The sequence below is a fragment of the Streptomyces sp. NPDC002619 genome (assembly GCF_042889305.1).
Taxonomy (GTDB): domain Bacteria; phylum Actinomycetota; class Actinomycetes; order Streptomycetales; family Streptomycetaceae; genus Streptomyces.
In genome coordinates, this window is sequence record NZ_JBIAQV010000069.1 from 1 (window position 1) to 24,054 (window position 24,054).

At 69.5% G+C, this 24,054-nt stretch carries 23 protein-coding genes and 3 pseudogenes; 10 read left to right on the forward strand and 16 right to left on the reverse strand.

The window, feature by feature from the left end; all coding sequences use genetic code 11:
• Positions 1-248: 248 nt before the first annotated feature.
• Both ACFYXB_RS42020 and ACFYXB_RS42025 read right to left on the reverse strand, forming a co-directional pair.
• Positions 249-4,472 carry a hypothetical protein gene (locus ACFYXB_RS42020; RefSeq protein ID WP_389590470.1) on the reverse strand — a complete coding sequence of 1,408 codons (4,224 nt, stop codon included), beginning with the start codon at positions 4,470-4,472 and terminating at the stop codon, positions 249-251.
• Between the two features lies 1 nt (position 4,473).
• Positions 4,474-4,890 (reverse strand): trypco2 family protein, encoded by a 417-nt coding sequence (locus ACFYXB_RS42025; protein ID WP_389590472.1) that lies wholly within the window; start codon positions 4,888-4,890, stop codon positions 4,474-4,476.
• 393 nt (positions 4,891-5,283) lie between these two features.
• On the opposite strand from ACFYXB_RS42025, the pseudogene ACFYXB_RS42030 reads away from it, so the two are divergent.
• Positions 5,284-6,376 (forward strand): annotated as a pseudogene (locus tag ACFYXB_RS42030) (integrase core domain-containing protein).
• A gap of 13 nt (positions 6,377-6,389) precedes the next feature.
• Here the strand turns inward: ACFYXB_RS42030 and ACFYXB_RS42035 are convergent.
• From ACFYXB_RS42035 to ACFYXB_RS42065, 7 genes are all read right to left on the reverse strand, one after another.
• Positions 6,390-7,223, reverse strand: a complete 834-nt coding sequence (locus tag ACFYXB_RS42035; protein WP_389590474.1) for a phosphotransferase — start codon at positions 7,221-7,223, stop codon at positions 6,390-6,392.
• Positions 7,204-8,112: an aldo/keto reductase gene (locus ACFYXB_RS42040; protein WP_389590476.1), complete on the reverse strand. Its 909-nt coding sequence runs from the start codon at positions 8,110-8,112 to the stop codon at positions 7,204-7,206. Before ACFYXB_RS42040 ends, ACFYXB_RS42035 begins: the two co-directional genes overlap by 20 nt.
• Entirely contained in the window at positions 8,109-9,302 is a 1,194-nt protein-coding gene (locus ACFYXB_RS42045; protein WP_389590478.1) for a cupin domain-containing protein, read from the reverse strand. Before ACFYXB_RS42045 ends, ACFYXB_RS42040 begins: the two co-directional genes overlap by 4 nt.
• Before the next feature lie 15 nt (positions 9,303-9,317).
• Positions 9,318-9,461, reverse strand: a complete 144-nt coding sequence (locus ACFYXB_RS42050) for a hypothetical protein (RefSeq protein WP_388508711.1) — start codon at positions 9,459-9,461, stop codon at positions 9,318-9,320.
• Between the two features lie 298 nt (positions 9,462-9,759).
• Positions 9,760-9,996 carry a hypothetical protein gene (locus ACFYXB_RS42055; protein ID WP_389590479.1) on the reverse strand — a complete coding sequence of 79 codons (237 nt, stop codon included), beginning with the start codon at positions 9,994-9,996 and terminating at the stop codon, positions 9,760-9,762.
• A gap of 177 nt (positions 9,997-10,173) precedes the next feature.
• Complete coding sequence (locus ACFYXB_RS42060; protein ID WP_389590480.1) at positions 10,174-10,422, reverse strand: hypothetical protein; 249 nt, start codon at positions 10,420-10,422, stop codon at positions 10,174-10,176.
• A gap of 279 nt (positions 10,423-10,701) precedes the next feature.
• A complete protein-coding gene (locus ACFYXB_RS42065) occupies positions 10,702-11,118 on the reverse strand; it encodes a hypothetical protein (RefSeq protein WP_389590482.1) in 417 nt (138 codons plus the stop codon).
• A gap of 119 nt (positions 11,119-11,237) precedes the next feature.
• Between ACFYXB_RS42065 and ACFYXB_RS42070 the strand changes: the two genes are divergently transcribed.
• Genes ACFYXB_RS42070 through ACFYXB_RS42090 form a run of 5 tightly spaced genes read left to right on the forward strand, consistent with a single transcriptional unit; the run spans position 11,238 to position 14,383 of the window.
• Positions 11,238-12,281 (forward strand): helix-turn-helix domain-containing protein, encoded by a 1,044-nt coding sequence (locus ACFYXB_RS42070; RefSeq protein ID WP_388508726.1) that lies wholly within the window; start codon positions 11,238-11,240, stop codon positions 12,279-12,281.
• Entirely contained in the window at positions 12,278-12,961 is a 684-nt protein-coding gene (locus ACFYXB_RS42075; protein WP_389590484.1) for a YdcF family protein, read from the forward strand. The genes ACFYXB_RS42070 and ACFYXB_RS42075 overlap by 4 nt, the downstream gene beginning before the upstream one ends.
• A gap of 28 nt (positions 12,962-12,989) precedes the next feature.
• Positions 12,990-13,724, forward strand: coding sequence for a WbqC family protein (locus ACFYXB_RS42080; RefSeq protein WP_389590485.1), 735 nt, complete (start codon positions 12,990-12,992; stop codon positions 13,722-13,724).
• On the forward strand, positions 13,711-14,208 hold the full coding sequence (locus ACFYXB_RS42085; protein WP_389590486.1) for a flavoprotein: 498 nt from the start codon (positions 13,711-13,713) through the stop codon (positions 14,206-14,208). The genes ACFYXB_RS42080 and ACFYXB_RS42085 overlap by 14 nt, the downstream gene beginning before the upstream one ends.
• A gap of 40 nt (positions 14,209-14,248) precedes the next feature.
• Positions 14,249-14,383: a hypothetical protein gene (locus ACFYXB_RS42090; protein ID WP_389590488.1), complete on the forward strand. Its 135-nt coding sequence runs from the start codon at positions 14,249-14,251 to the stop codon at positions 14,381-14,383.
• Positions 14,384-14,455: 72 nt separating this feature from the next.
• On the opposite strand, the gene ACFYXB_RS42095 is transcribed toward ACFYXB_RS42090, so the two are convergent.
• The 6 genes and pseudogenes from ACFYXB_RS42095 to ACFYXB_RS42120 all read right to left on the reverse strand — a co-directional run bounded on the left by ACFYXB_RS42095 (position 14,456) and on the right by ACFYXB_RS42120 (position 20,153).
• Positions 14,456-16,531, reverse strand: a complete 2,076-nt coding sequence (locus tag ACFYXB_RS42095) for an ArnT family glycosyltransferase (RefSeq protein WP_389590490.1) — start codon at positions 16,529-16,531, stop codon at positions 14,456-14,458.
• A gap of 194 nt (positions 16,532-16,725) precedes the next feature.
• Positions 16,726-17,529, reverse strand: coding sequence for a hypothetical protein (locus tag ACFYXB_RS42100; protein WP_389590491.1), 804 nt, complete (start codon positions 17,527-17,529; stop codon positions 16,726-16,728).
• A 5-nt stretch (positions 17,530-17,534) separates the two neighbouring features.
• A pseudogene (locus tag ACFYXB_RS42105) lies at positions 17,535-18,017 on the reverse strand (bacterial transcriptional activator domain-containing protein); the annotation flags it as partial.
• Between the two features lie 17 nt (positions 18,018-18,034).
• Positions 18,035-19,288 carry a low temperature requirement protein A gene (locus tag ACFYXB_RS42110; protein ID WP_389590493.1) on the reverse strand — a complete coding sequence of 418 codons (1,254 nt, stop codon included), beginning with the start codon at positions 19,286-19,288 and terminating at the stop codon, positions 18,035-18,037.
• 44 nt (positions 19,289-19,332) lie between these two features.
• Positions 19,333-19,593, reverse strand: coding sequence for a hypothetical protein (locus ACFYXB_RS42115; RefSeq protein WP_351361037.1), 261 nt, complete (start codon positions 19,591-19,593; stop codon positions 19,333-19,335).
• Positions 19,594-19,634: 41 nt separating this feature from the next.
• On the reverse strand, positions 19,635-20,153 hold the full coding sequence (locus tag ACFYXB_RS42120; RefSeq protein WP_389590494.1) for a hypothetical protein: 519 nt from the start codon (positions 20,151-20,153) through the stop codon (positions 19,635-19,637).
• A 293-nt stretch (positions 20,154-20,446) separates the two neighbouring features.
• Here ACFYXB_RS42120 and ACFYXB_RS42125 point away from each other — a divergent pair, with 293 nt between their 5' ends.
• The 4 genes and pseudogenes from ACFYXB_RS42125 to ACFYXB_RS42140 all read left to right on the forward strand — a co-directional run bounded on the left by ACFYXB_RS42125 (position 20,447) and on the right by ACFYXB_RS42140 (position 23,429).
• Entirely contained in the window at positions 20,447-21,715 is a 1,269-nt protein-coding gene (locus ACFYXB_RS42125; RefSeq protein WP_389590496.1) for an MFS transporter, read from the forward strand.
• 98 nt (positions 21,716-21,813) lie between these two features.
• A pseudogene (locus tag ACFYXB_RS42130) lies at positions 21,814-21,996 on the forward strand (ISKra4 family transposase); the annotation flags it as partial.
• A 113-nt stretch (positions 21,997-22,109) separates the two neighbouring features.
• Positions 22,110-22,376 carry a hypothetical protein gene (locus ACFYXB_RS42135; protein WP_389590498.1) on the forward strand — a complete coding sequence of 89 codons (267 nt, stop codon included), beginning with the start codon at positions 22,110-22,112 and terminating at the stop codon, positions 22,374-22,376.
• Between the two features lie 732 nt (positions 22,377-23,108).
• Positions 23,109-23,429, forward strand: a complete 321-nt coding sequence (locus ACFYXB_RS42140) for an ArsR/SmtB family transcription factor (protein WP_389590499.1) — start codon at positions 23,109-23,111, stop codon at positions 23,427-23,429.
• Positions 23,430-23,514: 85 nt separating this feature from the next.
• On the opposite strand, the gene ACFYXB_RS42145 is transcribed toward ACFYXB_RS42140, so the two are convergent.
• Positions 23,515-24,054 (reverse strand): RNA-guided endonuclease TnpB family protein (locus ACFYXB_RS42145; RefSeq protein ID WP_389590501.1); only part of this gene is annotated, 540 nt, incomplete at its 5' end.

Here is a 24,054-nt window from a genome sequence, read left to right on the forward strand (position 1 = left end):
ACCGTGATCTGATGGCGCAGGGCGAGGATCTCTGCGTCCTTCTCCCGATCGCTCATCGGTAGCAAGCGCAGCAGCGCGAACGCGTTCGTGACACCCGGGTAGGCCAGTCGCAGCAGCACGGTCGATCATGTTGCCGCGTGGTCGACAGCCGTGCGAGAGCGCCGACTCCAGCGACCGCGGCCGCTATCCGCGAAGCTCCGGCACACCCGCTCCCACCAGGGCGGACGAGGTATTCGGCAAGGGCAGGGTCAGGTTGGGGGCAGGTAGGCCGTTAGGTAGGTCTGGATGTCGTCGGTGGCGTCGGGGTGGGCGGCGGCCCAGTCCTTGGCGTGGGTACGCAGCGTGGGGTGGTGGGCGAGGCCGGGGTCGTAGGCGGCGAGTGCGTGCAGGACGTGTTTGGCGCTGCCTCGGTGTCCGTGTTTACTCAGCCAGGAGAGTGCGACGGGGAGCACGTCGGGATGCGGATGGGGAGTTCTCTGCAGGGTGATCAACAGGTGTGCCAGGACGTGCCCGGCGGTCTGGTAGACGCCATACGGTGACCGGAGCAGGTTCATCGCGTGTGTAATCGTCGCCAGCCGTTCGCCGTGTGGGGCATGGCGCAGGTTCAGCAGCCGGGCGAGCAGGCGGTGAGCCGTTTCGTTGGGAATGTATGCCGCCAGCCAGTCGAGTGCGGCGTGCATCAGCTCGGGGTCGGGGTTCTCGTCGTCCGTGTAGTGGCGCAGGAGTTCCTGGAGCACTCTGTCGTCGCCCGGACCGGGGTGGTCGAGGTCGAGTCTGTTCTTCGCGCACCGGGCGGCATGGGGCAGCGTGTCCGGGTACTTGAGGCTCGCGACCAACAGGCGGTTCAGGATCCGGTTCTCTTCGTCCGCAGTTTCCGGTGTGCGGTCGCGTGCGGCGAGCCAGGCCCGGACCGCGTCGAGCGCTGTTCGTCCCCCGTCGTCCCCCAGCGCGTCCCTCCGCATGAGCGTCTTGTACAGCAACGTGGTGCTCCTGACGTGCATGGGGCAGGCCCGGACCCAGCGCAGGACGTGACCGGATACGAGGCGCGCGACGGTCGGCGCATCGAGGCCTTCGGTGGCGGTGTGGCGGGCACTGTGGAGATTGACCAGTACGTAGGCCGCTGTGTCGCTGTCGCTGTTCTTCTCCAGCCAGCGCAGCGCCCGGTCGATGCCGGCCTTGTGGGCTTCTCTGCTGTTGTCATGGCGGCTGCGATAGAGGTACGGGGCGAGGACGAAGGAGCCCTGCGGGTCCTCGGGATGGGCTTCGAGCCAGCTGCCTGCGTGCCGGAGGATTTCTTCCCGCTGGTCGCGGCGCAGGCCGTTCAGCGATAGCAGGTCACGCAGGACGAAGCTGTCATCCAGCTCCGTGCGTGGTGTCGTGCGCATGCGGGCGAGGACTGCGTCCACCGCCTCGAGTGACTGCTCCTTCTGCGTGTCACTCCGCTTGGCGATGTAGGCACGCAAGAGCGGTCGGTGCCAGGTGTCGTTGGCCGCAAGCCAGGTCCTGGTGGCGGAGAAGGCTCTGTTCGTGAGGATGTCGGAGTCGGGGTCGGCGGTGGCGTTGTCGTGGTACTTCAGCAGGTTGCTCAGGACGAAGGACGCCGCCTGTAGGCACGGGTGCCGTTCGAGCCAGGCGAGTGCGGCCCTGGCGCTCTTCGGGGCCGATTCGGGGACGGCCGTGAGGGTGGCTTCGTGGAGCAGGGGGGCGAGGACGAAGGAGGCGCTGGCGTCCAGCCCGTTCTTCTCGTCGGAGAGCCAGGTGTGGGCGTACTGCACGGTCCGGCGGACTGCGTCGGGGTGCAAGTCGGGGGTCTTGAGTAGGGCTTTCAGGACGAAGCTGGCGTCGGGTTTGTCGCCGTGCCAGCGGAGCCATGCGAGGGCGGACACAGCGATGGGATCGACGCGAGGCAGGTGGGGGCTGGGTAAAGTCGCTGTGTAGACGTAGGTGGCCTGTTCATGGGTGCCGTATTTGGCCAGCCACTCGTGGGTGGCTTTCGCGAGCTGGGCACGGTCGGTGGCAGGGAGGTGCTCGGTGCGGTGGAGGGTGGTGAGCAGGCGGCCGGTCGCGAGTTCCTGGCTGAGGTCGTCGGCGAGTTCCACAGCGGTGTGGGCGGCGTGGGCAGCAATGTCGGGGCGGTGTCCGGTGTGGCGCAGGAGAGTGTGGAAAAGGATGCGGCCGTCGCGGGTGGTGCCGTGCCCGTCGAGCCAGTCGCGGGCGGGGGCGGCGACGTACTGCTCGTAGGCGTCGGTGGGGCCGTTGGGGCCGGTGGTGGCGTGCGCGAGGGCGTTGACGAGGTGGATGGCATCGGGGTCGTCGGCGGCGTGCCGGGCGAGCCAGCCCTGGGCAGCCTGGAGGAGGGCGGCGGGGGCCTGGCCGCAGTTGAGGGCGGCGTCGGTGAGGAAGGTGCGGACGCGGGCGGGGTCGGCTCCTTTCAGCCAGGGGGTGACAACGGTGTTCCACCGGTCGACGACTGCTCGGCGCCAGGGGGTGGCGGAGAACATCGAGACGAGGGTGCGCATGCCTTCGTCGGGGGCCTGACGGGCCATGTCGAGGACGGTGGCACTGTTGACCTTCAGCCAAATGGCGCAGGCCCGGGCGAGTTCGCCGTGGTGTGTTCCGTTGAGGTCGCTTCCCCAGCGGTTGAGGTGTCCTACGGCTCGGCGCAGGGAGCGTATGTCGCCGCACAGGGCGTCCAGGAGTTCCTGGAGGATGTTCGGGGCGAAGGTGTAGCCGTCGGGGAGGCAAGTCTGGCTGAGGAAGAGATCGGTGACGATGTCGTGGAAGACATCGAGGGTCTCCTCGGGGTAGTCGGCCGTGGTGAGCAGCCATCCGTGCGTCTTGAGACGGGCGACGACCCATGCCCCAGTGATACCGGGGGCGTTCGTGCCCCGGCGTAGTAGGGTGTCAGCGGCTCGTTCAACGGCATCGCGGGTGTCGATGCAGGCAAGAGCTGCAGCGGTCGCGGCGAGTGGTTCCACCGGGTCGGATGCCTGACCGAACTCCTCTCCGGTGCGTTGCTCGAACCAGTCGATGAGGACGCCGGGGCGAGGTGCGTCGGAAGCGTCGGGGTCGAGTCGTCGTGCCTCGGCCAGTCGCTCGAGTTCGAGGGCGAGCAGCAGGGCGAGGACGGGGCGGGTGCTGCAAAGGTCGGCCATCCTCTCATATCCGAGAACGGCGAGGGACTTTTTGGCGACCCGTTCGAAGATGTGCCGGGCGAGAGTCCGTTCGCGTTCCTCGTCGCTGGAGAGTTCGACGAGGGTGAACAGGACCTGGTAGCCGCGGTTGGCGAGGTCTTTGAGAGCACCGGGGCGGACGGAGGCGACGCAGGAGATGCGCAGGCCGTGCTCGGCCTCGGCATCCAGAAGCGCAGCGAGATCGCGCAGATTGAGGCTGTGATACCGGTCGACGTAGTCGAGAACGAGGAGCACCTGGCCCTCGTGCCCGCTGACGGCTTCGCGGACGCCGTCCAGGAGCTGCTCCGCGCGCAGGTCGGTGTCCGGGCGCGGGTGGAAGACCTCCCAGTCCTCGTCCACCGCGCGCTGGGCGACTTCGAGACAGGTGCGGGTTTTTCCGGCGCCGGCGGGGCCGGTGAGGAGGACGCCACGCAGTGGGGTCCCGTAGCCGACGGAGTCGGAGGTGCCGGTGAGACGGGTGAGGATCTTGCCGGGGGAGGCTTTGTGGCCGGGGTCGGGCGGCAGGTAGGGCAGGCGGTCCTTGGTGAGGAACTTGCCCTTGGCTCCGAGGTGGGTGAGGGCCTCGTCGTGGGTGCGAAGCCATTCGGGCCGGCGGGTCAGTTCGTCTGTGGCGGTGGTGGTGCCGGGATGTCCGTGCCGGCTGACGAGGTCGGCGAAGCCGGGAAGGCTCAGGGCTTCGTGGATGGGGACGGCGTGCAGGCGGCGCCAGCCCATGGTCCGGTTGTCCTCGACCGCTATCCCGACGAGCCGGCCATGGCAGAAGATCGCCGAGCCCGAGGCGCCCGCCCACAGCCGCAGCTCGTCAGCCCGGGGTGCCGGCCACACCGGGCAGTCCAGCACCCAGCCCGACGACGAGGTGGAGACCACCGGCAGGTCTCCGCGTAGGTACTCGGACTGTGCCTCGCTCCCGTCGTCTGCGGCAAAGGCGGGGAAGCCCGCGCCTTCGAACGGCACCGGGGCGACGCCGCCGGGTCGCCCCCACCGCACCGGCCCTCCCGGGGTCGGCACCGGCTCCTCGAGCCATAACAGCGCCACGTCCAGGGCGTCGTCAGCCCGGATGCTGTGCCGGGTATCCGGCCAGCACACCTGCGCTCGCCTCTGCACCGGACTGGCCCCATAGCGGGGGTGGCCCACCCGGGTTGTCACTCGGTCCACCCACCGGCCCTCGTGGAGCACGACGTGCAGCGCCGTCAGAACGAGTTGAGGGCCCACCAAGTAGCCGGACCCTGAACCGCCCGGGCCGCCGGTACGCACCAGGACCAGCCGCTGCGGATCCATCTCACAACTCCCAAGGCCGTGGCGCCGCACCCTCCTCGACTAGGCCTGTGGTGGCGTCCGATGGTTCCGCGCCTGGGTCGTGTCCGGCCGTGCCGGCGGCTGCGGTGTCCAGGCCGCCAGTGGTGCGACGGATTTTGGCTCGCTCCCCGCCCCGCGCTTCGTCACGGACCTGGAGCGTCAGTGTCAGCACCTGCCGCCGTGTACTGCCCAACCCGCCGCCGGCCTCCCCGCCGGCCTTGGCGCCCAGTGCTCCTACCTCGACCTTCACCTTGCCGTTGCCGTCCCGGCGGAATTCCACCTCCAGTGACAGCTGTGCCTGCTCTACCTCGAACTGGAACTGCTGTCCGGCTCCCTCGTCCTGCGCCGCGTACAGCTCCCGCCGCAGCTCCCCCAACGCTTCAGTCAGCGAAATCCCCATGATCTCCCCTCACCAGACGCCCGGCCCCGTAGATCTTCGATCACAGCTTCTCTCACCCGCCTCGTGCCCCGCAGCACTTCACCTCCCCTCAGCCTGAAGCGACGAACCGCCAACAGCCCGATGTCGATCCCCTCCACATCGGTGAACTCCACCCCCAGGCAGTGCACGCTGGTGCTGTTGACGCGAAAGTACCAACACGCACGGTGCGGGGTGAAGGAGAGCCAGTCGGGGTCGCGCAGGGCGCGGATGGCGGCGGACAGTGCACTGCGGAGCATTGCGGGTGCCGATAAATCATCTGTCCAGGTCGCGGCCTTGATCGCCGATCTCGGACCGTGCGGTCGCTCGCCCCACCGTCTTCGCCTGGGCAGGGCATCGACGGCATGATGATCTGTCGTGCTGCTGCGCCTGGCCTACCTCGCCGCTACTTACACCTTCGCTCTCCTGCGCCTGCTGCCGATGAGCGACCGGGGCAAGGACATCGAGATCCTTGCCCTGCGGCACCAACTGCTGGTCCTGCAACGCCAGACCGGGAAGCCTGCGTTCTCCGACACGGACCGCGCTGTGCTCGCCGGCCTGCTCCACCACCTCCCGAAGGGACAAGCTCCGGCACCTCCTGCGGCTGGTACGCCTCGACACGGTCTTGCGGTGGCACCGCGACCTGCTCAAGCGACGTCATGCTGCGACCTGCGTGCCGAAACGCCGCGGACGCCCACCCACGATCCGCTCGATCCGCGCCCTGGTCCTGCGCTTGGCCAGCGAGAACAGCTCGTGGGGATATCGCCGCATCCACGGCGAGCTCGCCGCGCTCGGCATCAAGGTCGCCGCCTCGACCATCTGGGAGATCCTCAAAGAACACGGCATCCCGCCCGCGCCCGAACGGCAGAGCACCACCTGGGCCGACTTCCTACGCAGCCAAGCCGATGCCCTGCTCGCCTGCGATCTCTTCGAGACCCGCGCCCTGACCGGGACTCGCCTGTACGTCGTCGCGGTCATCGAGCATTCAACGAGGCGTATCCGGATCCTGGGCGCCACCGTGCACCCGACCGCGGAATGGCTCGTGCAGCTCGGACGCAATCTCCTCATGGACCTGGAGGACGCGGGCAGCAGGGCCAGATTCTTGATCCGGGACCGAGACTCGAAGTTCACCGCCGCTTTCGACGCGCTGCTGGCCGATGCCGGGCTGAAGGTCGTCACCACCGGCATGCGGATACCGCGGATGAACTCCCTCATGGAGCGCTGGATACAGACCTGCCGCAGGGAACTCCTGGACCGCACCCTGATCTGGAACCAGAGTCACCTCCTCCACGCACTCCGCGGGTTCGAGACCTTCTACAACGGGCATCGACCGCACCGAACGCTGAGGCAAGCCGCTCCTCTGCGCCCGCTACCCGAACCGATCGACCTGCCAGCGCGGATCGAGCACCTCGATGTCCGCCGACGAGACCGACTCGGCGGAACCCTCCACGAATACCAACGTGTCGCTTGACCAGCCGGATGATTTATCGGCACCCGCACAGTTCCGTGGCCAGGGCTCGGAGTGCGGGGACGAGTTCGGGATGGTCTCCGCGTGAAGCCGATTGCAGTAGTTCGGTGATGACGATGATCTGCGCGACGCGTCCGGGCTCGCTTTTGAGTACGGGGAAGGCGTCCCGGAGATGCTGGGCGAAGCCGGGGACGAGTAGGGAGTACGCCAGCAGCATGGCCGCGTCGTAGCCGGCTGGTGCCAGGCCGAAGCCTTCCCAGTCGAGGAGGTAGGGGGTGGCGCTGGTGAGGTTGGCGGTGTGCAGGTCTCCGTGAGCCGTGGTCCAGTCCGTGATGCGGGGGCCGGGCGTGTTGAGGAAACGTGGGACGCTGCGGTCCACCCATTCCTGTCGTACGGCCACACGGTCTGTGGAGACGCTGCTCACGTACTCGAGGTCGGTGCGGAGCGAGTCCCACCAGGCGGTCGGCGGGTCCAGATCGGTATGCAGGACGGGGCTGGGGGAGCAGACGGTTTCGTCGACATACTGGTGCAGCTCTGCCTGGTAGGCGTAGCCGTTACTACTCGACTCTGTGGTGTCGTACAGCAGTGGTTTGCGGATGCGCCGGTCGAACAGCGCGGCGGCCTGGCCATTGCCCTCCCAGATCTTTCCTGCCGCCTTGTCCTCTGGCGCGGAGAGCAGGCGTAGCCAGCAGGCTCCCCGGTCCGGGTGCTGGACGCGGCTGCTGAGGGTGCGGCCGTGCCAGCCCCAGACTTTTGGGCCGGTCATCGTGGCGCCCAGCGTCTGTGCCGACCTCGCGAATGCCCGTTGCATGCGCTGCTGGTCGGCGGGGTCAGTCGGCGGCGAGTACATCCAGCACCTTTCGCAGCGTGGGCACAGGGATAGCCGGGCTCCGCAGAGTCTCTTGTGCCTCGGCCCAGTGTGCCGGGGTGGAGGCGGAGAGCAGAATCCGTGTCACCCCGGGGGAGGAGGCTGCTGCGAGGAGGCATGCCTGGGGCACGGTGAGTTCCGGGCGCAGCAGCGCGGTGAGTTCGCGCGTGGCAAGGTGGGGCAGTTCACCGCCGAACAGGGGTGCCGAGGCATACACCTGCCATCCGAGATCGGCTGCCTGCGCGATAGGGCCCGTCCCATCCAGGGCCTGGGCGAAGGCGGTTGCGGTGACGAGAGATACGGGCAGTTGGACGGCTCGCAGGTGATGCCGCCTGGTGCCGGCGGCTTCGACGGCCAGTTGGTTCAGAGCGGGGATGCTCAGTGTGCCGGTGTCGAAGCCGTCCCAGGTGGCGACGCCGTATGCCGTCAGGGTTCCGGCCGCAGCTTCTGCTTCAAGGGCGGTGAAGGCGTCGCGCAGGGCTTCGTACGGGGCGCCTTCGCTGCGCTCGGGATTGTGGACGAAGACGATGTCCAGGTGGTCGCGGCCGAGTTCGGTGCGGTTGCGGGCGCACTGCCAGTGGACGTATGGGGCGCTCAGGCAGTGTCCGCGTTCTGCGTCATCGATGGTGAGGGCGCCATCACAAAGAGCGTCCTTGACCACCTGTTCGGTCAGGAACCCGACCTTGGTGGAGACCGGGATCGAAAGCCGGGCAAGAACCGGGGCGAGCAGCAGCTGGGCCTGCCCGTTGAGGTAGTTGGGCGCTGTGTCGACCCACGCGGTAGCGGGATCGGCGGCCGCGCGGGTGACGGCCTCGGTCAGCATGGAGGGGCGGACGCGGTAGGTGCCCAACCCGAGAGAGGCCGTCGTCATCGCTCGGCTCCTTCTACCGTGACCGCCTGGCCGCCCATCAGCTCGGAGACGACAGCCGCCACATCCGCGACGGAGATTCCAGCCACTGCGGCCAGCTCACCGAGGGACACAGCGCAGGGCGCGGCGGACATCAGACGCTGCAGCAGCGGCAGCGCCTCATCTCCCAACTCCCACTCGGTGTCGCAGGCCCGGAACACCACGCAGTCCCCGTTGTCCGCGGGATCCAAGTGGGCACGGGCGGTGGTCAGCCTGACGCGGACGTCCGGGGCTGCGGGGATGCCGGTGATGTGGGGCAGGCTGGGCCGCAGGCGGGTGAGGTCGGTGGCGTCCCGCATCGCCATATAGCGGCCGATGAGATCTGGATCTTCCAGGGCGGCGGCGACTTGCTTGCGCAGCCGTTCCAGGTAAGCGGCCTGCTGCGCAGGTGGCGCGTGTACGGGCAGGTCCTCGCGCAGGACGTCGTGGCGGCGCAGGTCGTCGGCGAGCCACGACAGGAGCTGCGCGCCGGTGATGGTCTGGATGCCGAAGGTGAGGTGCAGGGAGTGCTCGCCCTCGGAGGCGGCCACCGAGTGCCACCAGCCGCGCGGCAGATACAGCACGTCCCCGGGACGCAGGACCAGTTCCATGACCGGTTCCTCCGGCGGCGGCTCGGGCTCGGCGGTGTCCTTGTACATGGGGGCGGTGCGGGTGGGGCCGTACAGCTTCCAGCGTTTGGCGCCGTCGATCTGGATGACGACGACATCGTGGTCATCCCAGTGCACGCCAAAGCCCTCACGGGCGGTGAAGGACGCGTACAGGTTGGCCTGCACCCCGGTGCGCAGCCACTGCTCCAGCTCCATAGCGGCGCGGCCGACGGGCGGGTGGAGTTCGTCGACGGCGTCGATGACCAGGGAGGCGCCCTCGGTGAGCCGGGCGTGGAGTTCGGTGGGGTGCAGGCGCTGCCAGACGGTGTGCCGGCGGGTGGTGACCGGACCGGTGTAGCGGTGGGCCGGCAGCATCTCGCCGTCCGCGGACAGGCGCAGGCGGGGCGGCTCCAGGCGGTGGGTGGCCAGGATGGTGTTGACGTCGTCCCAGGCGATCAGCTCGGCCGGGTTTGAGAGGGCGGCGGGGATGTGGCGGTGGTGGCGGTGGAACACTTGGGCCAGGAACTCGTCCTGGCCCAAGTGAGCCGCCAGATTCAGCGGCGACACGCGTCTCCTCCCGGATCAGTCGTTGCCGTCGGTACGGCCGGTGCTGCCGCCGTCGGACGGGGTGACGCCCCGCTCACGCGCGGCCTGGATCTGGCGGCGTGCCCTGACCAGTCCGGCCTGGGCGGCCCCGCCCGTCGGGGTGGTGGTCTTGTTCGGCATGAGTTCCTCCTGGGGTTGGGGGATGAAGTGGTATTGCGGGCCCGCCCCGGACGGCGCTCGACCTGTCCAAGGGTTGCGGGCGGTTGATCCGCCCGGGGCGGGGGCTTGCGACCCGCCCCGGCCGGGGCTTCTCGGTGGGGGGAACATCTCGATCGGCTACGTCCGGCAGGGACGGGAACTCAGGGGCTGGTCGGGGCGGTGGCGACCGCGACGCCGATCACGAAGCCGCACGAGGCGGCGATCAGCACGATCAGCAGCGGGCCCGTGTAGCGCGCCAGTCGGCTCACGGCGCGGCCCATCACGGCTTCCACCAGGCCCGCCACGGCCGGGTGATGATCTCCCGGTAGGTGTGGTGCGAGGGATTGCGGCCGCCGTGCTCAAACACCCAGATCTGCGGTGCAGCGAAATCGGTGCTGGGCGGTGAGCTCTCGCCGCAGACCGCGCACTGCATCGCGTAGCTGGTGGGCTCGGCGTCCGGCTCCCGGTCCGGCTGGAGGGTCCACTCCTTGTGGCAGACAACGGCGCGGGTACTCACTGGTCCGCCTCTTCGTGCTCGGTCTGTCGGTCGGGGCCAGGTGCGCTGAAGACCTTGGAGGGGACAGGGGGGCCGACGACCATCACGATCCTTCCCCAAGCTCTCGGCTTCGCTCGAGCAGGGGAGACCCCCATGGGTGGGGTGGCCAGGATGCGCGGGGACACGACGTCTTCGGCGCTAAGGACGGTGTTCGGTGAGACGAGGCGGGTCGTCACAGGTGTCCCCTTCCAGTCGTGCGGGTGTGGAGGGGGCGCCCTCGAATGCGGCGGAAAGTTCGGTGCTTTGGAGACAGGCGCCGGAGGGCGCCTTCTGGTGGGCGTCGACGTACGGGTGCTGAAGTGCGGCGCGCAGGGCATCGGCGTCCGTGAGGGTGTCGTCGTCGGGCAGCTCGCACCAGCCGCCGAACCAGTCGTCCATCAGCTCCACGCCGGGCCACCAGCCATGAGTTGCTGGAGAGATGCCGTACAGGCAGGTCGTCCCAGCTGTCGACGGTGCCGGCCCTGATCGCGTAGTAGAGGCGTTCGTTGGGCCTGTCGTACAGCACCGGGCCGATCGGCACGCCGGTGGCTCGCAGGTGGGCCAAGACGAGCAGGCCGATGTCCGCGGGAGTTCGTACGAGGTCCCAGCCGTCGCCGACTTGGAGCAGGCGCAGTCCGGGCACGTCGTCGACCATGGGGGCGCTCCGCAGCGCTTCGCGTACGAACATCACGTGCCCCCTTGCTGCTGGAGGTCGGGGCGTGCGCCGAGGGAAGGCACAGGGCCCGTGGTCGCCCTGATGGAACGGACCACGATCAGACGGGTGCTGGTCGCGGTTATCTGCCGCTTCCGCTCGGCGGCGATGCGCCTGGGGCCGAGGTGGCTGAGGGCGGGGACCACAGTGCCGTAGGTGTCGGACAGTTCGAGGGCGTCGAGAAGACCGACGAAGGCGAGGGAGCGGACGGCTACCGTCGCCTCGCGGTCGGTGAAGACGCCACACAAGGTCAGCTCGTGCCGATGGCAGTACTCGGCGAGGCAGTCGACCAACGCGGCATGGCGAGCCAGGCCACCGGTGACATGTCGCAGGTAGCCGAAGACCTGCGGGCCGGTGACCGGGCGGCGTTCCGTGATGAGTTCCTCGTCCATGCCCACAGCGTCGGCTGGCGCGAACGGCCTTGAAATGACCTGCTGTTGTACTTCCGTTGCACTTCCCGCCCCACGTCGTCACCGACAGTGCTTCCATACGTGACGGAGGGAGGCCAGCCGTGGTCAGCGTGCAGCAATGGACAGGCCGGGAGGCGAGCGCTCTGCGCGCCGCACTGCGTATGAGCACGCGCGCCTTCGCCGAACACCTGGGCGTCGCGCTGCGTACGGTGGCCAAGTGGGAGAGCCTGGGAGCCGAAACCCAGCCGCGGCCCGATACCCAAGCCATCCTCGACACCGCGCTCGCTCGTGCCGATGCCGCCGTCCACGCCCGGTTCGAGGCAGTGCTGTTCCCGGAGCGGAAGAGCGCGAGGCCGGCCGACTACGAGACCTGGACCGAGGACATCGAGCGCGCCGTGGTCTGCGTCAGCCGCCAGAACTTCCCCTTCGCCTCCACCCTGTTGAACCGCTGGCTGGCCAGCCACGACCCGCACCACTTGGACGACAAAGGCCTCTACTTGTACGGCCGCTCCCTCGTCCTGCTCGGCGACCTTCAGCGGGACCAGGGCGCGATCCTCGGCCCGCTCTCCGCCCGTCACTCCTACCGGACCGCCCGAGGCATGTTCACCGAACTCGACATCCCGCGCCGGGTGGCGCAGATCGAGCTGTCCCTCGCCGTCGTACAGGAGATGTCGGGCCAGCTCGAAGCCTCCGCCCGCCACTACGAACTCCTCGCCACGGACGAGCGCTTAAGCCCTCGCGACCGCGCCAGGGCCCAGCTCTGGGTGGGTACGGCCTTGAGCAAGGAGGGCAACAACGAGTACGCCACCAACGTGATGACGGCCGCAACCCGCGCATTCGAGGAGTTGGGTGAGCCGGAGGACTGGTCGGTCGCACACCAGAAGCTCGCGCTCGCCCACCGCGGTGTCGGCGACCTGAAGCAGGCCCTGCACAACATCGACATCGCGCGCACCACCGGCACCGTCGACTCCCCGATGCAGCGTGTGCGGCTGGACACCGCGTACGGGCACATCCTTCTATCGGATGCGGCAACCCGCAATGATGGGCTGTCCGTCCTCGACCAAGCGGCACAGGTGGCCCAGCAGTACGGGCTGAGCCACCAGCTGCGCAGTATCGAGGGCATCCGAAAGGGCCAGCAGGGATGAGACAGGGAGTGCCAGTGCAGCAGCAGCGCCAGATCACCGACGAGCAGTTCCACGACGCGACGTTGATCTGGAACTACCACCAGATGGGCCACGAGGTGCGCCCCTGCTCGGCGGCGATCGGTCTGGGCAGCCACGACCTCGGTGTGGCCACCACAGCGGTCGATCTCTACCGCGCCGGCCTCTTTCCCGTGCTGGTGTTCAGCGGCGGCAACAGCCCCACCACCCGCGCCCGCTTCCCGCGTGGCGAGGCCGTCCACTACCGCGAGCACGCGCTCGCCTTGGGCGTGCCGGACGAGGCGATCCTGGTCGAGTCCATGGCGGCGAACACCGGGCAGAACATCTCCCTCTCCCGCACATTGCTGACTGAGGCCGGCGTGCAGGTGGAGTCGCTGCTGCTGATCTCCAAGCCGTACATGGAGCGCCGCTCGTACGCGACCTGCCGCAAGCTGTGGCCGGAAGTGGACGTCGTGTGCGCCTCCGAACCGCTGGAGTTGGACGACTACATCAAGTCCATCGGCGACGAGAAGCTCGTCGTCGACATGCTCGTCGGCGACCTGCAACGGGTGATCGAGTACCCGAAGCTCGGCTTCGCCGTCGCGCAGGACGTACCGGGGGATGTGTATGACGCTTACGAGCGCCTCCTGGGCGCTGGCTTCGACAGCCGCCTCATCAACAGCTGATACACGCCGGTCCGGGCCGCCCGGCGGGGTGTGCGCCATCCACCAACCGAATCTGTTCCCGCGGCTGTCCACGCTGGCCAAGTTGTATGCCGCAGACCGGTGGATCGTTCTCGATGACGTCCAGTTCGCGCGGCGCGACTACCAGCACCGCGCCCGGCTTGCCGCGCTGGATGATCCCGGGCAACAGCAGTGGCTCACGCTACCCACGCACCTGCCCCACGGGCGCCCCACGCTGGTCAATCAGGCACTGCTTGCCGAACCCCGCCGAGCGCGGCGTGCAATTAACCTGCTCATTCGCCAGTACTACGGACGCAGCCACCACTGGCCTGCTGTGCGCGCAGCCGTGGACGCGGTCCTCGATCGGTACGAGACCACGGACCGCGTGGCGGACCTCGCAAGGACATCGACGACCGCCTTGCTCACCGCCCTTGGGTGGAGCGGGGAAGTGCTGGAAAGCAGTGCCATCCAGACCCGCCAAGGCCGGTCCGAGCGCCTTGCCGACCTCGCCGTGGCCACCGACAGCACCCTTTATCTGTGTGGCACTGGTGGCCTGCGCTATCTCGACCACCAGCCGTTCGCCGCCCACGGAATCCCCGTTCTGCCCTTCCACACGCCTATGGACACGGACGACCGGCTGTGGCACTGGGCCCGGCGGGCCAGCAGCCTCTGGGCGCTGAGCGCGATCGGGCCGACGGCCCTGGCGATTCGACTGACTGCCAACCGAGAAGCTCACCTTCGGGGAGACCAGCGTGACCCCGCCTAACGCTCCGGAGAAGAAGCCCTTCCTGTACGTCGTCGTGTGCGCATGCGGCATCGCCGGCGACGTCGGCAAGCTGATCACGGCCGCGCAGGAACGGCACTGGGACGTCGGCGTCATCGCCACCCCGCAGGGCCTGGGCTTCCTCGACACCGAGGCGGTCGAGGCGCGGACCGGCTATCCGATCCGCTCTGCCTGGCGCACGCCCGGCGAGGCACGCCCTCTGCCGCCCGCGGATGCCATCGCGGTCGCGCCGGCCACCTTCAACACGGTCAACAAGTGGGCTGCCGGCATCTGCGACACCCTGGCCCTGGGCATCCTGTGCGAGGCGTACGGCATGGGCATCCCCACCGCCGTCCTGCCCTACCTGAACGCCGCCCACCCCGCCTACCAGCAGAGTCTGGAACGGCTGCGCGCCATGGGCGTATTGATCGGCAATTACGAGCCTCACAAGCCACCAACGACGAACCTGCTGGTCACAGACCTATAACCAACCCTCAGAAGATCTGCACCCGAACGAGATCCGCCGCATGTACGACCGGATCGTCCTGGCCCCCGCCCGCGCCGCCAGGACCTGGCTCGCCCTGCACTGGAACCGCTGGCGCCGACGACACCAGACACAAGCCCGCATCAGCCAGTACCGCCAACGAGAACACTCACCGTGACAACACCGGCTGTAGTACCGGCTGGTGCCGTGGGTCGGAGCCGTCGTGAGAGTTCCGGCGGCGCCCCGTGCGTCAGCGGAAGCAGAGGTAGACGAGCCGGTCCGCATCGGGGTCGAGGGTCTCCCGCCGGCACAGCGACTCGACCGCCGCCACGCGCGGGTCGGTGCCGCCGGGGGCAGCGGGGCCCGGCACGACGGCCAGGGAGACCTTGCCGTCCCGGATGAGCCGTTCCACCCGGGAGGCGCTCGGGTAGGGCAGATTGCCTGTGAAGCCGCCGACCGTCTGGATCTCGGTGACTCCGCCCATGATGGCGGACGCCGCCGCCGAGGCCTGGAAGACCAGCAGTTCGGTACCCCGGCGGAGTTCCGCCCGCTGGGTGGTCGAACCGTTGGCCATCACCCTGGACCAGAGCGCCGGCGTGATCTCGGGGAAGATCGACCCCCCGTACACCCCGTGCTGCTGCGACCGCGCCGCCTGTGCCGATGCGCTCGGTCGGGCTTCGGTACCGGCGGCGGCGAAGGGTGTGTCGAACGGTCCGCCGGCGCGGGCCAGCAGCCAGCCGCAGGCCGCCAGCGGCCCGGCGAAGCCGGCTGCCAGCGTGACGGCCGCCGTGAGCGGCGCCAGTACCCGTGTCCACCGTCGGCCCGCGCCCGCGCCCGTGCCCCCGCCCGAGGCGGCCGGTGCCGCGCCGGCCCGGGGGCGCAAAAGGGCGGCCGCACCGGCGGCCGCCGCCGCGCCCGACAGCACCACCGCCAGGCGCAGGCCGGCCGACTCACCCCGGAGGACCACCGCGGACCAGGCGCCCTGCGCCGCGATCAGCGCCGGCAGCGCCCACCGCGCGGCGCGCCGTCCGCGGCGGGCCGCACGCCACAGGGTGACGAGGCCCGTCCCGGTCAGGGCGGCGAGCGGCGGCACCAGCGTCACGAGGTAGTAGTCGTGGATCCGGTACGAGGCGCTGAACACCCAGCCGTGGAGCAGCAGCCACGTCGACCACATCAGAACCGCGGCGCGGAGCGGATCACCCGGCCCCGCCCGGCGGCGCGCCAGCAGCACCGCAGCCGCCCCGGCAACCGCCGCAGGCAGGAACCACGCACAGTCCGGCGCAAGCTCGCCGGCAAACAGCCGGTCCCAGCCGGGCCGGGAGAAGGCCGCCGGCGGGAAGAGACCGGCGCCGTGCGCCGGCTCGGCATTCAGCTGCGCGTATGCAAGGGCTTGCCGGTTCGGCGGGGCGAGCGGTTCGAGGCCGAAGCCCAGATTGTGGCCGAACCGCAGACCGCCGTTGTAGTCGAAGACCTGCTCGAGGACCGAATTGTGCACGCTGCCGTCGACCACGGGGCGCGCGGAGGCCGGGGTGAGGGCGAAGGCGCACACCCAGGTCAGCGACAGGGCCGCCGCGACCACCACCATCAGCCCCGCCCGCACCGCCGCCGCCCGCCGCCGTCGTACCGCGGCGCCGGCGACAAGCGCGAGCGCCAGCGCCGGCAGCACCAGCCATGCCTCCGCCATCTTGGCCTGGAAAGCCGCCGCTACCCAGCAGGCCGCCACATACCCGTACCGAGGCCGCTTCTCCACGACCGCGCGGAGTACGGCGTCGGCCGCCAGCACGGTGCACAGCAGGTACAGCGGCTCCGCGAGGTCACCTCGGGTCGAGGAGACCGTCACCGGGCTCGCGGCCAGCACCGCCGCGGCGATCAGCGCGGCGGCAGTACCGGCGGTACGGTGCACGGCGCGGTAGAGCACCAGGACGGTCAGCACGCTCTCGATCACCTGCGGCAGGACCATGGACCGGACCGAGTAGCCGAATGCGCGCACGAAGAGCGACTGGACCCAGAAAGCCCCCGGCAGCTTGTCCAACGTGGTGTCGGCGTGCGGGTCGAAGGCGTCGTAGAAGAAGGCGTGCCAGCTTCCCGACATGCTGCGGACGCCCGCCGCGTAGTACGCCTCCAGGGCCTGCGTGTCGATCGACCACGCGTACGCGGCCGCCGCCAGCGCAGCTATCAACGCCAGCAACAGGCGGGGAGGGGTCAGCGCACTCCGGAACCAGGCAGCCACCCGCTGGCCGGAAACCCGACGCACCGCGGCCGAACCGGCATCCGTTGCCTGACCGGGCACCACCGGTATGTCTTTCGCAAGGGATTCACTGCTCATGCCGAGTCGTAGCGACGCCGGCGACGACGAGGCCGACGACCGCTCCCCCCTCTCTCAGGACGCCCGTCATGCGTGCCCAGACCAACGTGATCAAGCGGGATCGGGACCGCGGTGCGGCAATGGGCGACAGGAGACGGGGTCGCAGCAGGAGACGGGGTCGCAGTTGGGTGCAGATCCGTTGAGGGTGCTGTCCGTCAGGCCGCGAGTTTGAGGTGGTCGCGGTAGCGGGCCTGGTGGGTGCGGGTGAACTCTTGCTGCTCGTGCCAGGTCCAGTAGGTGTCGAAGTCACCGTTGGCGCGCAGGGCGCGGAGCTTGAGGACGGCCTCGGCGCCGGACAGGCCCCAGCGGGCTCCCGTGATGTCGAGGCGGTCTTTGACCAGGTGGCGGCAGGCGCCTTCGATGATGCCGGTGGCGATCGGCCAGCCGCGCTCCAGCGCGATGTCGTAGCGCAGGTATCGGGCCTTGTTGCGGAGGTAGCTGATGGCGTCGTTGATGCCCTTGCGTCGGTTCCTCTTCAACCGGGCGGCGCGGGCGGCGGTATGCAGTGCGGTAGCGACTTGTTCGGCGCCGCCGCCGAGGATGGTCCGGGCGTGGCGGGCGACCCAGGCTTCGGCGGCCGGATCGCCGGCCTCGTGCAGGCACCAGGCCGCGCCCCAGAGGTATTCGAGCACGTGGATGAGGTCGATGACGATGTCCACGTTCACGCCCCGGCGTTCGGCTTCGGTGGTGATGAGGTCGAGTTGGTGGCGGGCCCCGTCCACGAGCACGACCCAGCACCGGCGGTGAGCCGGGTCGCGGTGCTCAGCTTGGTCGAACGCGGCGGCCACGACCTGCGCGGCGGTGTCGTGGACCGACCCCGTCAGCCACTTGGACCTGGCCTTCGGCCCGGGACGGCGTTGTTGCCCGGCATCGTTGCCGTTGCCGTTGCCGTTGCCGGGGTCGGTGATGATGTCGTCGACGCCGCGCGGCGCCGGTTCGGCGTCGTAGACGGTGCCCAAGCTGGGTTGTTGAGGAGGTCATTGATCAGTTGTTGGGTTTCCAGCTCGAGGGAGCAGTCGAGGGCGCGGTTGACCTGCTGGACGCGGGAGATGGCCGTGTGCAGCCCGGACCGGTTTCCGGCGTGGGCTTCTACTCGGAGCCAGTCCCTGTAGAGCAGTTCAGCGGTCTCATCTACCTCAAGCCCTGTCGCGATGGCGTGGCGGGCGGTGCTGAGGTCATGGTGTGGGCCTGGGGGTGTGCGGTAGGTGGCCACGGTGTGGGCGACGTCGATGATCCGGGTGATCATTTCCGGCTGGTAGGGCTCGGCCCAGGGCAGCGGCCGACCGCCAAACGGCTTGCCCCGCACCAGGGTCAGCGCCTTCTCCAAGTCGGTCAGGCCGGACGGACCCAGCGGCAGCGCGCGTTCGACGAGTTGGAGGAAGCGGGTCCAGTCGCAGCGGACAGCGGGGGACAGCCGGTAGGGGTCTTCGCCCGTCTTGCGGCGGGGTTGCGGGTGCCGAAAAGTCATCCGGCCTGCTCACTGTGTTGCGCAGCGCCCGACGCTTCCTCGGCGGCTGATCTCTCTTCGGCGGCCAGGCGGTACGCCACGGCCAGTCCCCAGGGGACACCGAAGAGGAGGACGAGGGTGAGGCCGAGAACAAGCGGAGCCGGGCGTGCGGCACCGACTCCCACACACACGACGGCCACGGCGACGCAGGTGCGCGCCAGTGGCCAGTAGAGCCCGCGGTCCAGGCGCCAGACGCGCAGGGAGGTAGCGAGCACCATCGTCGCGCACAGCACGACGGCCGCGCTCGCGCAGAGCACCCAGGCCGTGGCGGCGGGAGTCCGGCTGTCGTGGGCGTGCTCGACGAGGCCGACCATCGCGGCGCCCATGGCGGCCACCGCGGCCGTGAGCGGCAGGTGAACCAGCATCCACTGCACGGTGCTCGCGCGTGTGGGCCTGGGCCGCCGGTGGCCGGCGAAGTCGAAGTACGTCCACCAGGCACCGAAGCCGACGACGACGGCGACGAGGCCGACGGCGAGGGTGAGCGCGCTGGTCGGTTCGTGGGCCAGCCCGTCGACCACGCCGGTGACGGTCTCGCCGAGCACGATGATGATGAACAGCCCGAACCGTTCGGTGAGCGCCTCAGTCACGCTGAGCGCGACCGCCTGTACCGGGGTGGCCGTACCGATCATGACCGCGAACCCCGCCAGGTAGGCGACGGCCAAGAGGCCCCACGTCAGCACGCGGACGCCCGCGGGCAGGACGGCGCTCGCGGCCAGGACGACCGCGCAGACGACCGTCCCGGTCACGAACAGCCTGCTGGGGCGGCGGAATTCGGGGCTGTCACCGCGTGCGGCGAGCAGCCACAGCACCGCCAGCACCGCGAAAAGCACCCCCGCCTCCACGGCGAACGCGACTCCGCCTGCGCCGCCTGCCTCGGGGATGAACGCGCCCAGCGGCACGAGAACCAGGATCTGCAGCAGGAACATGCTCCGGCCGCGAGCATCCTCGCGCCCGTGCAGCTCGTGGTGGAGGCTGCCGTTGAACCAGGCGATCCACACCAGCGCGAACACCGCGGCGAACTCGCCCAGACCGCGCCATGTGAGGTGCCCGGCGAAGTGGTGGGCGGCCTGGGCCACCAGCACGACCACGACCAGGTCGTAGAACAGTTCGAGCGGGCCGACGACTCGCTCCTGCGGCTGCTCGCCATGGGCGCGCGGGGGGCGCCACAGCTGACGGCGCAGCCGGGCCCACTGCTCGTGTCGCGAGGTCATGTCCGCAGCGTAGAGCGCTAGCGGACGAGAGCCTCGGACACGGCTCACAGCCGGGCCGCGTTCTCGCGATCCAGGGCGTACGGCGCGACGCCGGCGATGGCACCGGCTCGTTGGGTGACCGGCTCGGCTTGCGTACAGTCCTCGAAATAGCGGACGTCGCGGCCCCGCAGGTCAAGGAGTTCTTCCAGCTCATCGTGGTGCAGGCCGGCACTCGCCGGACCGGTGAGGTCAGCAACGAGCGTGGTGAACAAACGCGTTGAACGGTCAAAGGGGTCAGCTGTCGAGGGCGTGTCGTACCGTTCCACGGGCTCTTCTCTCCGGGGACGTTTGGTTGGCACCTTCGAATCTAGGGAGAAGAGCCCTGCTCCCGTTGCCGCCTTGACGATTCCGCCCCGTCCTCGGTCAGCCAGCCTCGGTCCACGAGCCGCTTCAACTTCGCACGCAGCCCCTCGACCTTCGACTTGTCGGTACTCAACCCCGCCGCGGCAGCCACCTGGCCAGCCCGCAACGGATGCCCGGCATCGACCAGGACCTGATACGCCTTCGGCAGCACCGCCACCGCGATACCCGGGCGCCACGGCGGCACCGTCGGTACCCCGATCCGCGAGGCGGGAGCGGACTCCACCGACACCGTCCCCGTGTCCTCGGCCCTCGCCGGGACCGTGGCCGAACCGGCCTCCACACAATCCGCGTCTGCCTCGCCGAGGATCTCCGCGACCGTCTCCCGGGTGATTTCCAACCGGGCCAGACGCTCCTCCGCCTCCGCCAGACGCTCGTTCAACGCGTCGATCTCACGCCGAAGCCCGGCCGCTTCGTCCCGCACGGCCGCCTCCCGCCGATGCAGCTCTTCGATCAGCGAACTCATCCGACAGCCACCTCGCTCCTACCCGAAACGGTAGAAGCCACCACGCCATCACGGCAGACCAACCCGCAACTACGCCGGCCAACAAGTCACGCCAGGAGAGCCGCACCCCTCCTCTATGCTCGAGGAGGTCATCAACTACCGCATGACATCTGCCCGGTGACGGAGTCGGCGTGGGGTGCGCGTCCCCGCTCCACGTCACCACTGGACGGCTTCAGGCGCAGCCACGGGTCGGCACATCCGGACGCCGACGACCCCGTGTGGCGCGTCCCGCCGGGCGGCGAAAGGGATGCGTCGTGCCTTCGGCTTCGGCGAACTACCTCACCCTGCTGCGCACTTCGGGTGCCGCGGCCTTCTTCCTTCCCGCCGCTGTCGGGCGTCTGGGCATCGCCATGACGGGGATCGGCATCGTCTGGCTGGTGCACGCACGCACCGGGTCGTATGCCGCCGCGGGTCTCGTCACCGGCGGGTTCGCTGTCGCGGACGCCGTCGCCGGGCCCCAACTCGGGCGCCTTGTCGACCGGTTCGGGCAGGCACGGGTGCTTCCCTGCGCGCTGGGCGCACATGCCGGGGCCGTGGCGCTGCTGCTCGCCGGCGCCGTTCCGGACCTCGTCGCCGGAGTGCTCGTCGGGGCAACGCTGCCCCAGCTCGGTGCCCTGTCCGCCGCTCGCTGGTCCGCCCTGCTGTCCGGCGAACGGGCTGCCGCGCTGCCCACCGCCTTCGCCCTGGAGGCCCTCGCCAACGGCGTGTCCTACCTGGCCGGCCCGGCCCTGGTGAGCGTCCTCGGTGCGGCGGGCCGCCCGGGCGCCGGGATGCTGCTCGCCGCCGCGCTCGTCGTCGGCGGCGGGCTCGCCCTCGCCGCCCAGCGCCGCACCATGCCGCCCCTCACCGGCCGAGCCGAACGCCGGCACGCCGGACGCGCCCTGCTCCGCTCCGCATTCCTGCGGCAGGTCGCGCTCGGCCTCGCGCTCGGGGTGTTCTTCGGCGCGATGCAGGTGTCCGTCGCCGCGTATGCCGTCGGACGCGGCACGCCGGACGCGGCAGCGCTGCTCTATTTCGCCTCCAACTGCACCAATCTGGTGGGTGGTTGGGCCTACGGAGCATGGCGTCACGGCGGCTCACCCCGGCGCCGCCAGGCCGCAGCCGCCGCCTGCCTCGCCCTCGCGAGCCTCCCGCTGACCTTCCTCGACGCGCCCCTCGCGGTCGGCGCCACCCTCGCCCTGACCGGACTCGCCGTGCCGGTCCTACTGATCCTCACCTCCGTCCTCACAGAGTCGTCGGTCCCGCGCGCCGTCCTCACCCAGGCGTTCACCTGGGGCAACTCCGCAAGTGCGGCAGGAATAGCAGGCGCCGCGGCGGTCGCGGGGCGGGTGGTGGACGCGGGCGGTGCGCACGGCGGTTTCGGTGTGGCGGCGGGGGCCGCGGTGGTGATGACGGTCCTGGCGCTCGGCGGTCTGCGGGACTCATCACCGGACGTGCCGAAGTCGTCCGAGCTCGCGGAAACCACGGCGCCGTACCCGCCGGCCACACGGCGGGATTCGTCCACGAACCGCAGGGCACCCTGAACTCCATGACCTGCAACGGGCGCCCCGCCTCTGTCGTACGTGGAGCACGTGCCAAGCGAACGGTCTGGCTCACCTTTGGGCTGGCCGGGCTCCTGAATCTGGCTGACCGACTCGATATCACCGGCAGCAGGTGGAGCGTCCCCGGCGCCGAAGCCGTCCTCACCCTCCGCGCTCTCATCAGCAACGGCGACTTCCCCGAATACTGGATCTTCCACACCCAGAAGCAACGCGAACGGCTCTCCCCCCGCCCTGACCAGCACAACTACGAACTCCTGGCCTGACCAGCGATCTCACTCAAGAAGAGCTACACCCAAGCGCCTTCGCGGTCCGGGGACTGACCGGGATCATCCTGGGCAGTCCACGGCATCACTGTGACGTCTGGAAGAATGGGGCCATGGCGCGAGAGATGTCGACGAATGACGAGCGGCTTCGGGACCTGGAGGCAGAGGCGTTCCGTACCGGTCGCACCCTTGCAGAGCACGGCGAGCAGCTCCAGCGAATCGGTGAGCAGCAGGTCACCGCATTCGGGAACATCGATTCCCTTGCCAATGCCGTCGGTGCTCCGGGAGATCGTACGATCACGCAGCGTCTCGACACCATTGAGCGCGTCTTGTTCGCCCTGGCGAGGGCCCAGGGCATCAACCCCGACGATCTGGCCTGAATTTTCCCACCGGCACCACAGGCCGAGCCCACCGCAGCCTTTGGACTCGCGTACGCCTCGCCAGCAGGCCGGATCGGACCGGCAACCTCAGCACCAAGGCGTCTGTCTGATCCCAGGCGCGGAAGCCGTCCTCAGGCCGCGTTCCTGAAGCGGACGGTGAGACGGCGCCGGCGTGGTGGGGGCTGTGGGCGGCGACCACGGACAGCAGCGCCGCTTGCGCAAGGATGCGGCTTCTGGCCTGCGTATACGTGCCCGAAGCGGAGCTCTGTGTAGGGCGGGCCGTACCGTCATTGACCGCTGTTGTCCGCTCTTACGGGCGCAGCTGGGGCACGAGCGCCAAGGCCGCGCAGGTCCTTGAGGGGCTTGCTTTGGACCTGCCCGGGCACAGATCGCCAGCGCGGGGCTGACCGTGCTTTACCGCGACAACCAGATGTAGGAGTGGGAGTCGTTCGCCACAGTGGCGCTGGGCTGATTGTTGATTGCCACTCAGGATGAGGACGTAGAACTCGGGACGTGCCACTCGTGATGAGCATGTCGGACTGCTCGTGGGCGGGGGATTGATCTTCACGGTTCCGGGCGGCGCGGTGACCATGTCCGGCTTGCTCGCGGTCTTCGGCCCGCTTCCTTGTGCGGTGTGGCCGCGCCTGGCGCCCGGCCGGGGCTTGGTCGCTCGTGTGGCTGTGTCTCGTCGTCTTGCTTGACCCGGCCGTCCGTAAGTCATAGCTTACGTAAGTGGTGACTTACGAGGATGCCTTGTCCGCGCTGGCCGACCCGACCCGGCGGGCCATCTTCGAGCGTCTCGTCGACGGTCCCAAGGCAGTGGGGCAGCTGGCTGAGGGCCTGCCCGTGAGCCGGCCCGCGGTCTCCCAGCACCTGAAGGTGCTCAAGAAGGCCGGGCTGGTCGTGGACCGAGCGGTCGGCACGCGACGCGTGTACCAGCTCAACCCGGCCGGGCTGGGTGCTCTGCGCGCCTGGCTCGACCGGTTTTGGGATCAGGCACTGGCCGCGTTCGCCGCGGCCGCCGAGAGCGAAGGAAAGCACGAACATGACTGATGGATCCGTCCGCAAGAGCTTGAAGGCTCCCCTCCCTGAAGGGAGGGGATTCTCCACCCTCCAGGGTTGAGCGGGGATTTACGGCTCAGGCCGCCACCAGAGCCGACGGCCCAGGTGGTCTTGCGCCCTCGACACCGTCCGGGTTCCAACCTGCCCGGACCAGCATCACGTGAGCGGAGTTCTTGTCCCTGGGGGACACGGCCCCGCACACGGTGCAGGCATACGTTCTCATCGAAAGAGGCAGTGCATGCTTGGTTCTCGCCCCGCACTGCGCACAGTCCATCGTGGTGTACGCCGGGTGCACGAGACGGACGTCCCGCCCATGCTTGCGGCCCATCTCGACCAGGGCACGCTTCGTCGCGGCGATGGCGGCATCGGCCGCCTTGCGGGCCATCGCGGTCTTCGCGAGGAACTTCGGCCGGAAGTCCTCCACCGCCACCCCGTCATGGCCACGCATCACGGACTTCGCCCACTTGCGGCCGGTGTCCTCACGCTGCCGCGCGACCTTCTTGTGCAGCTTCGCCGCCTGCGCCTGCGCCGCCCGGTAGCCCTTCGATGCGGGCTGGCCCTTCGGACGCCGGCGCCGGGCCATCATCCGCTGGTAGTGGGCGAGGCGCTGCGCGGC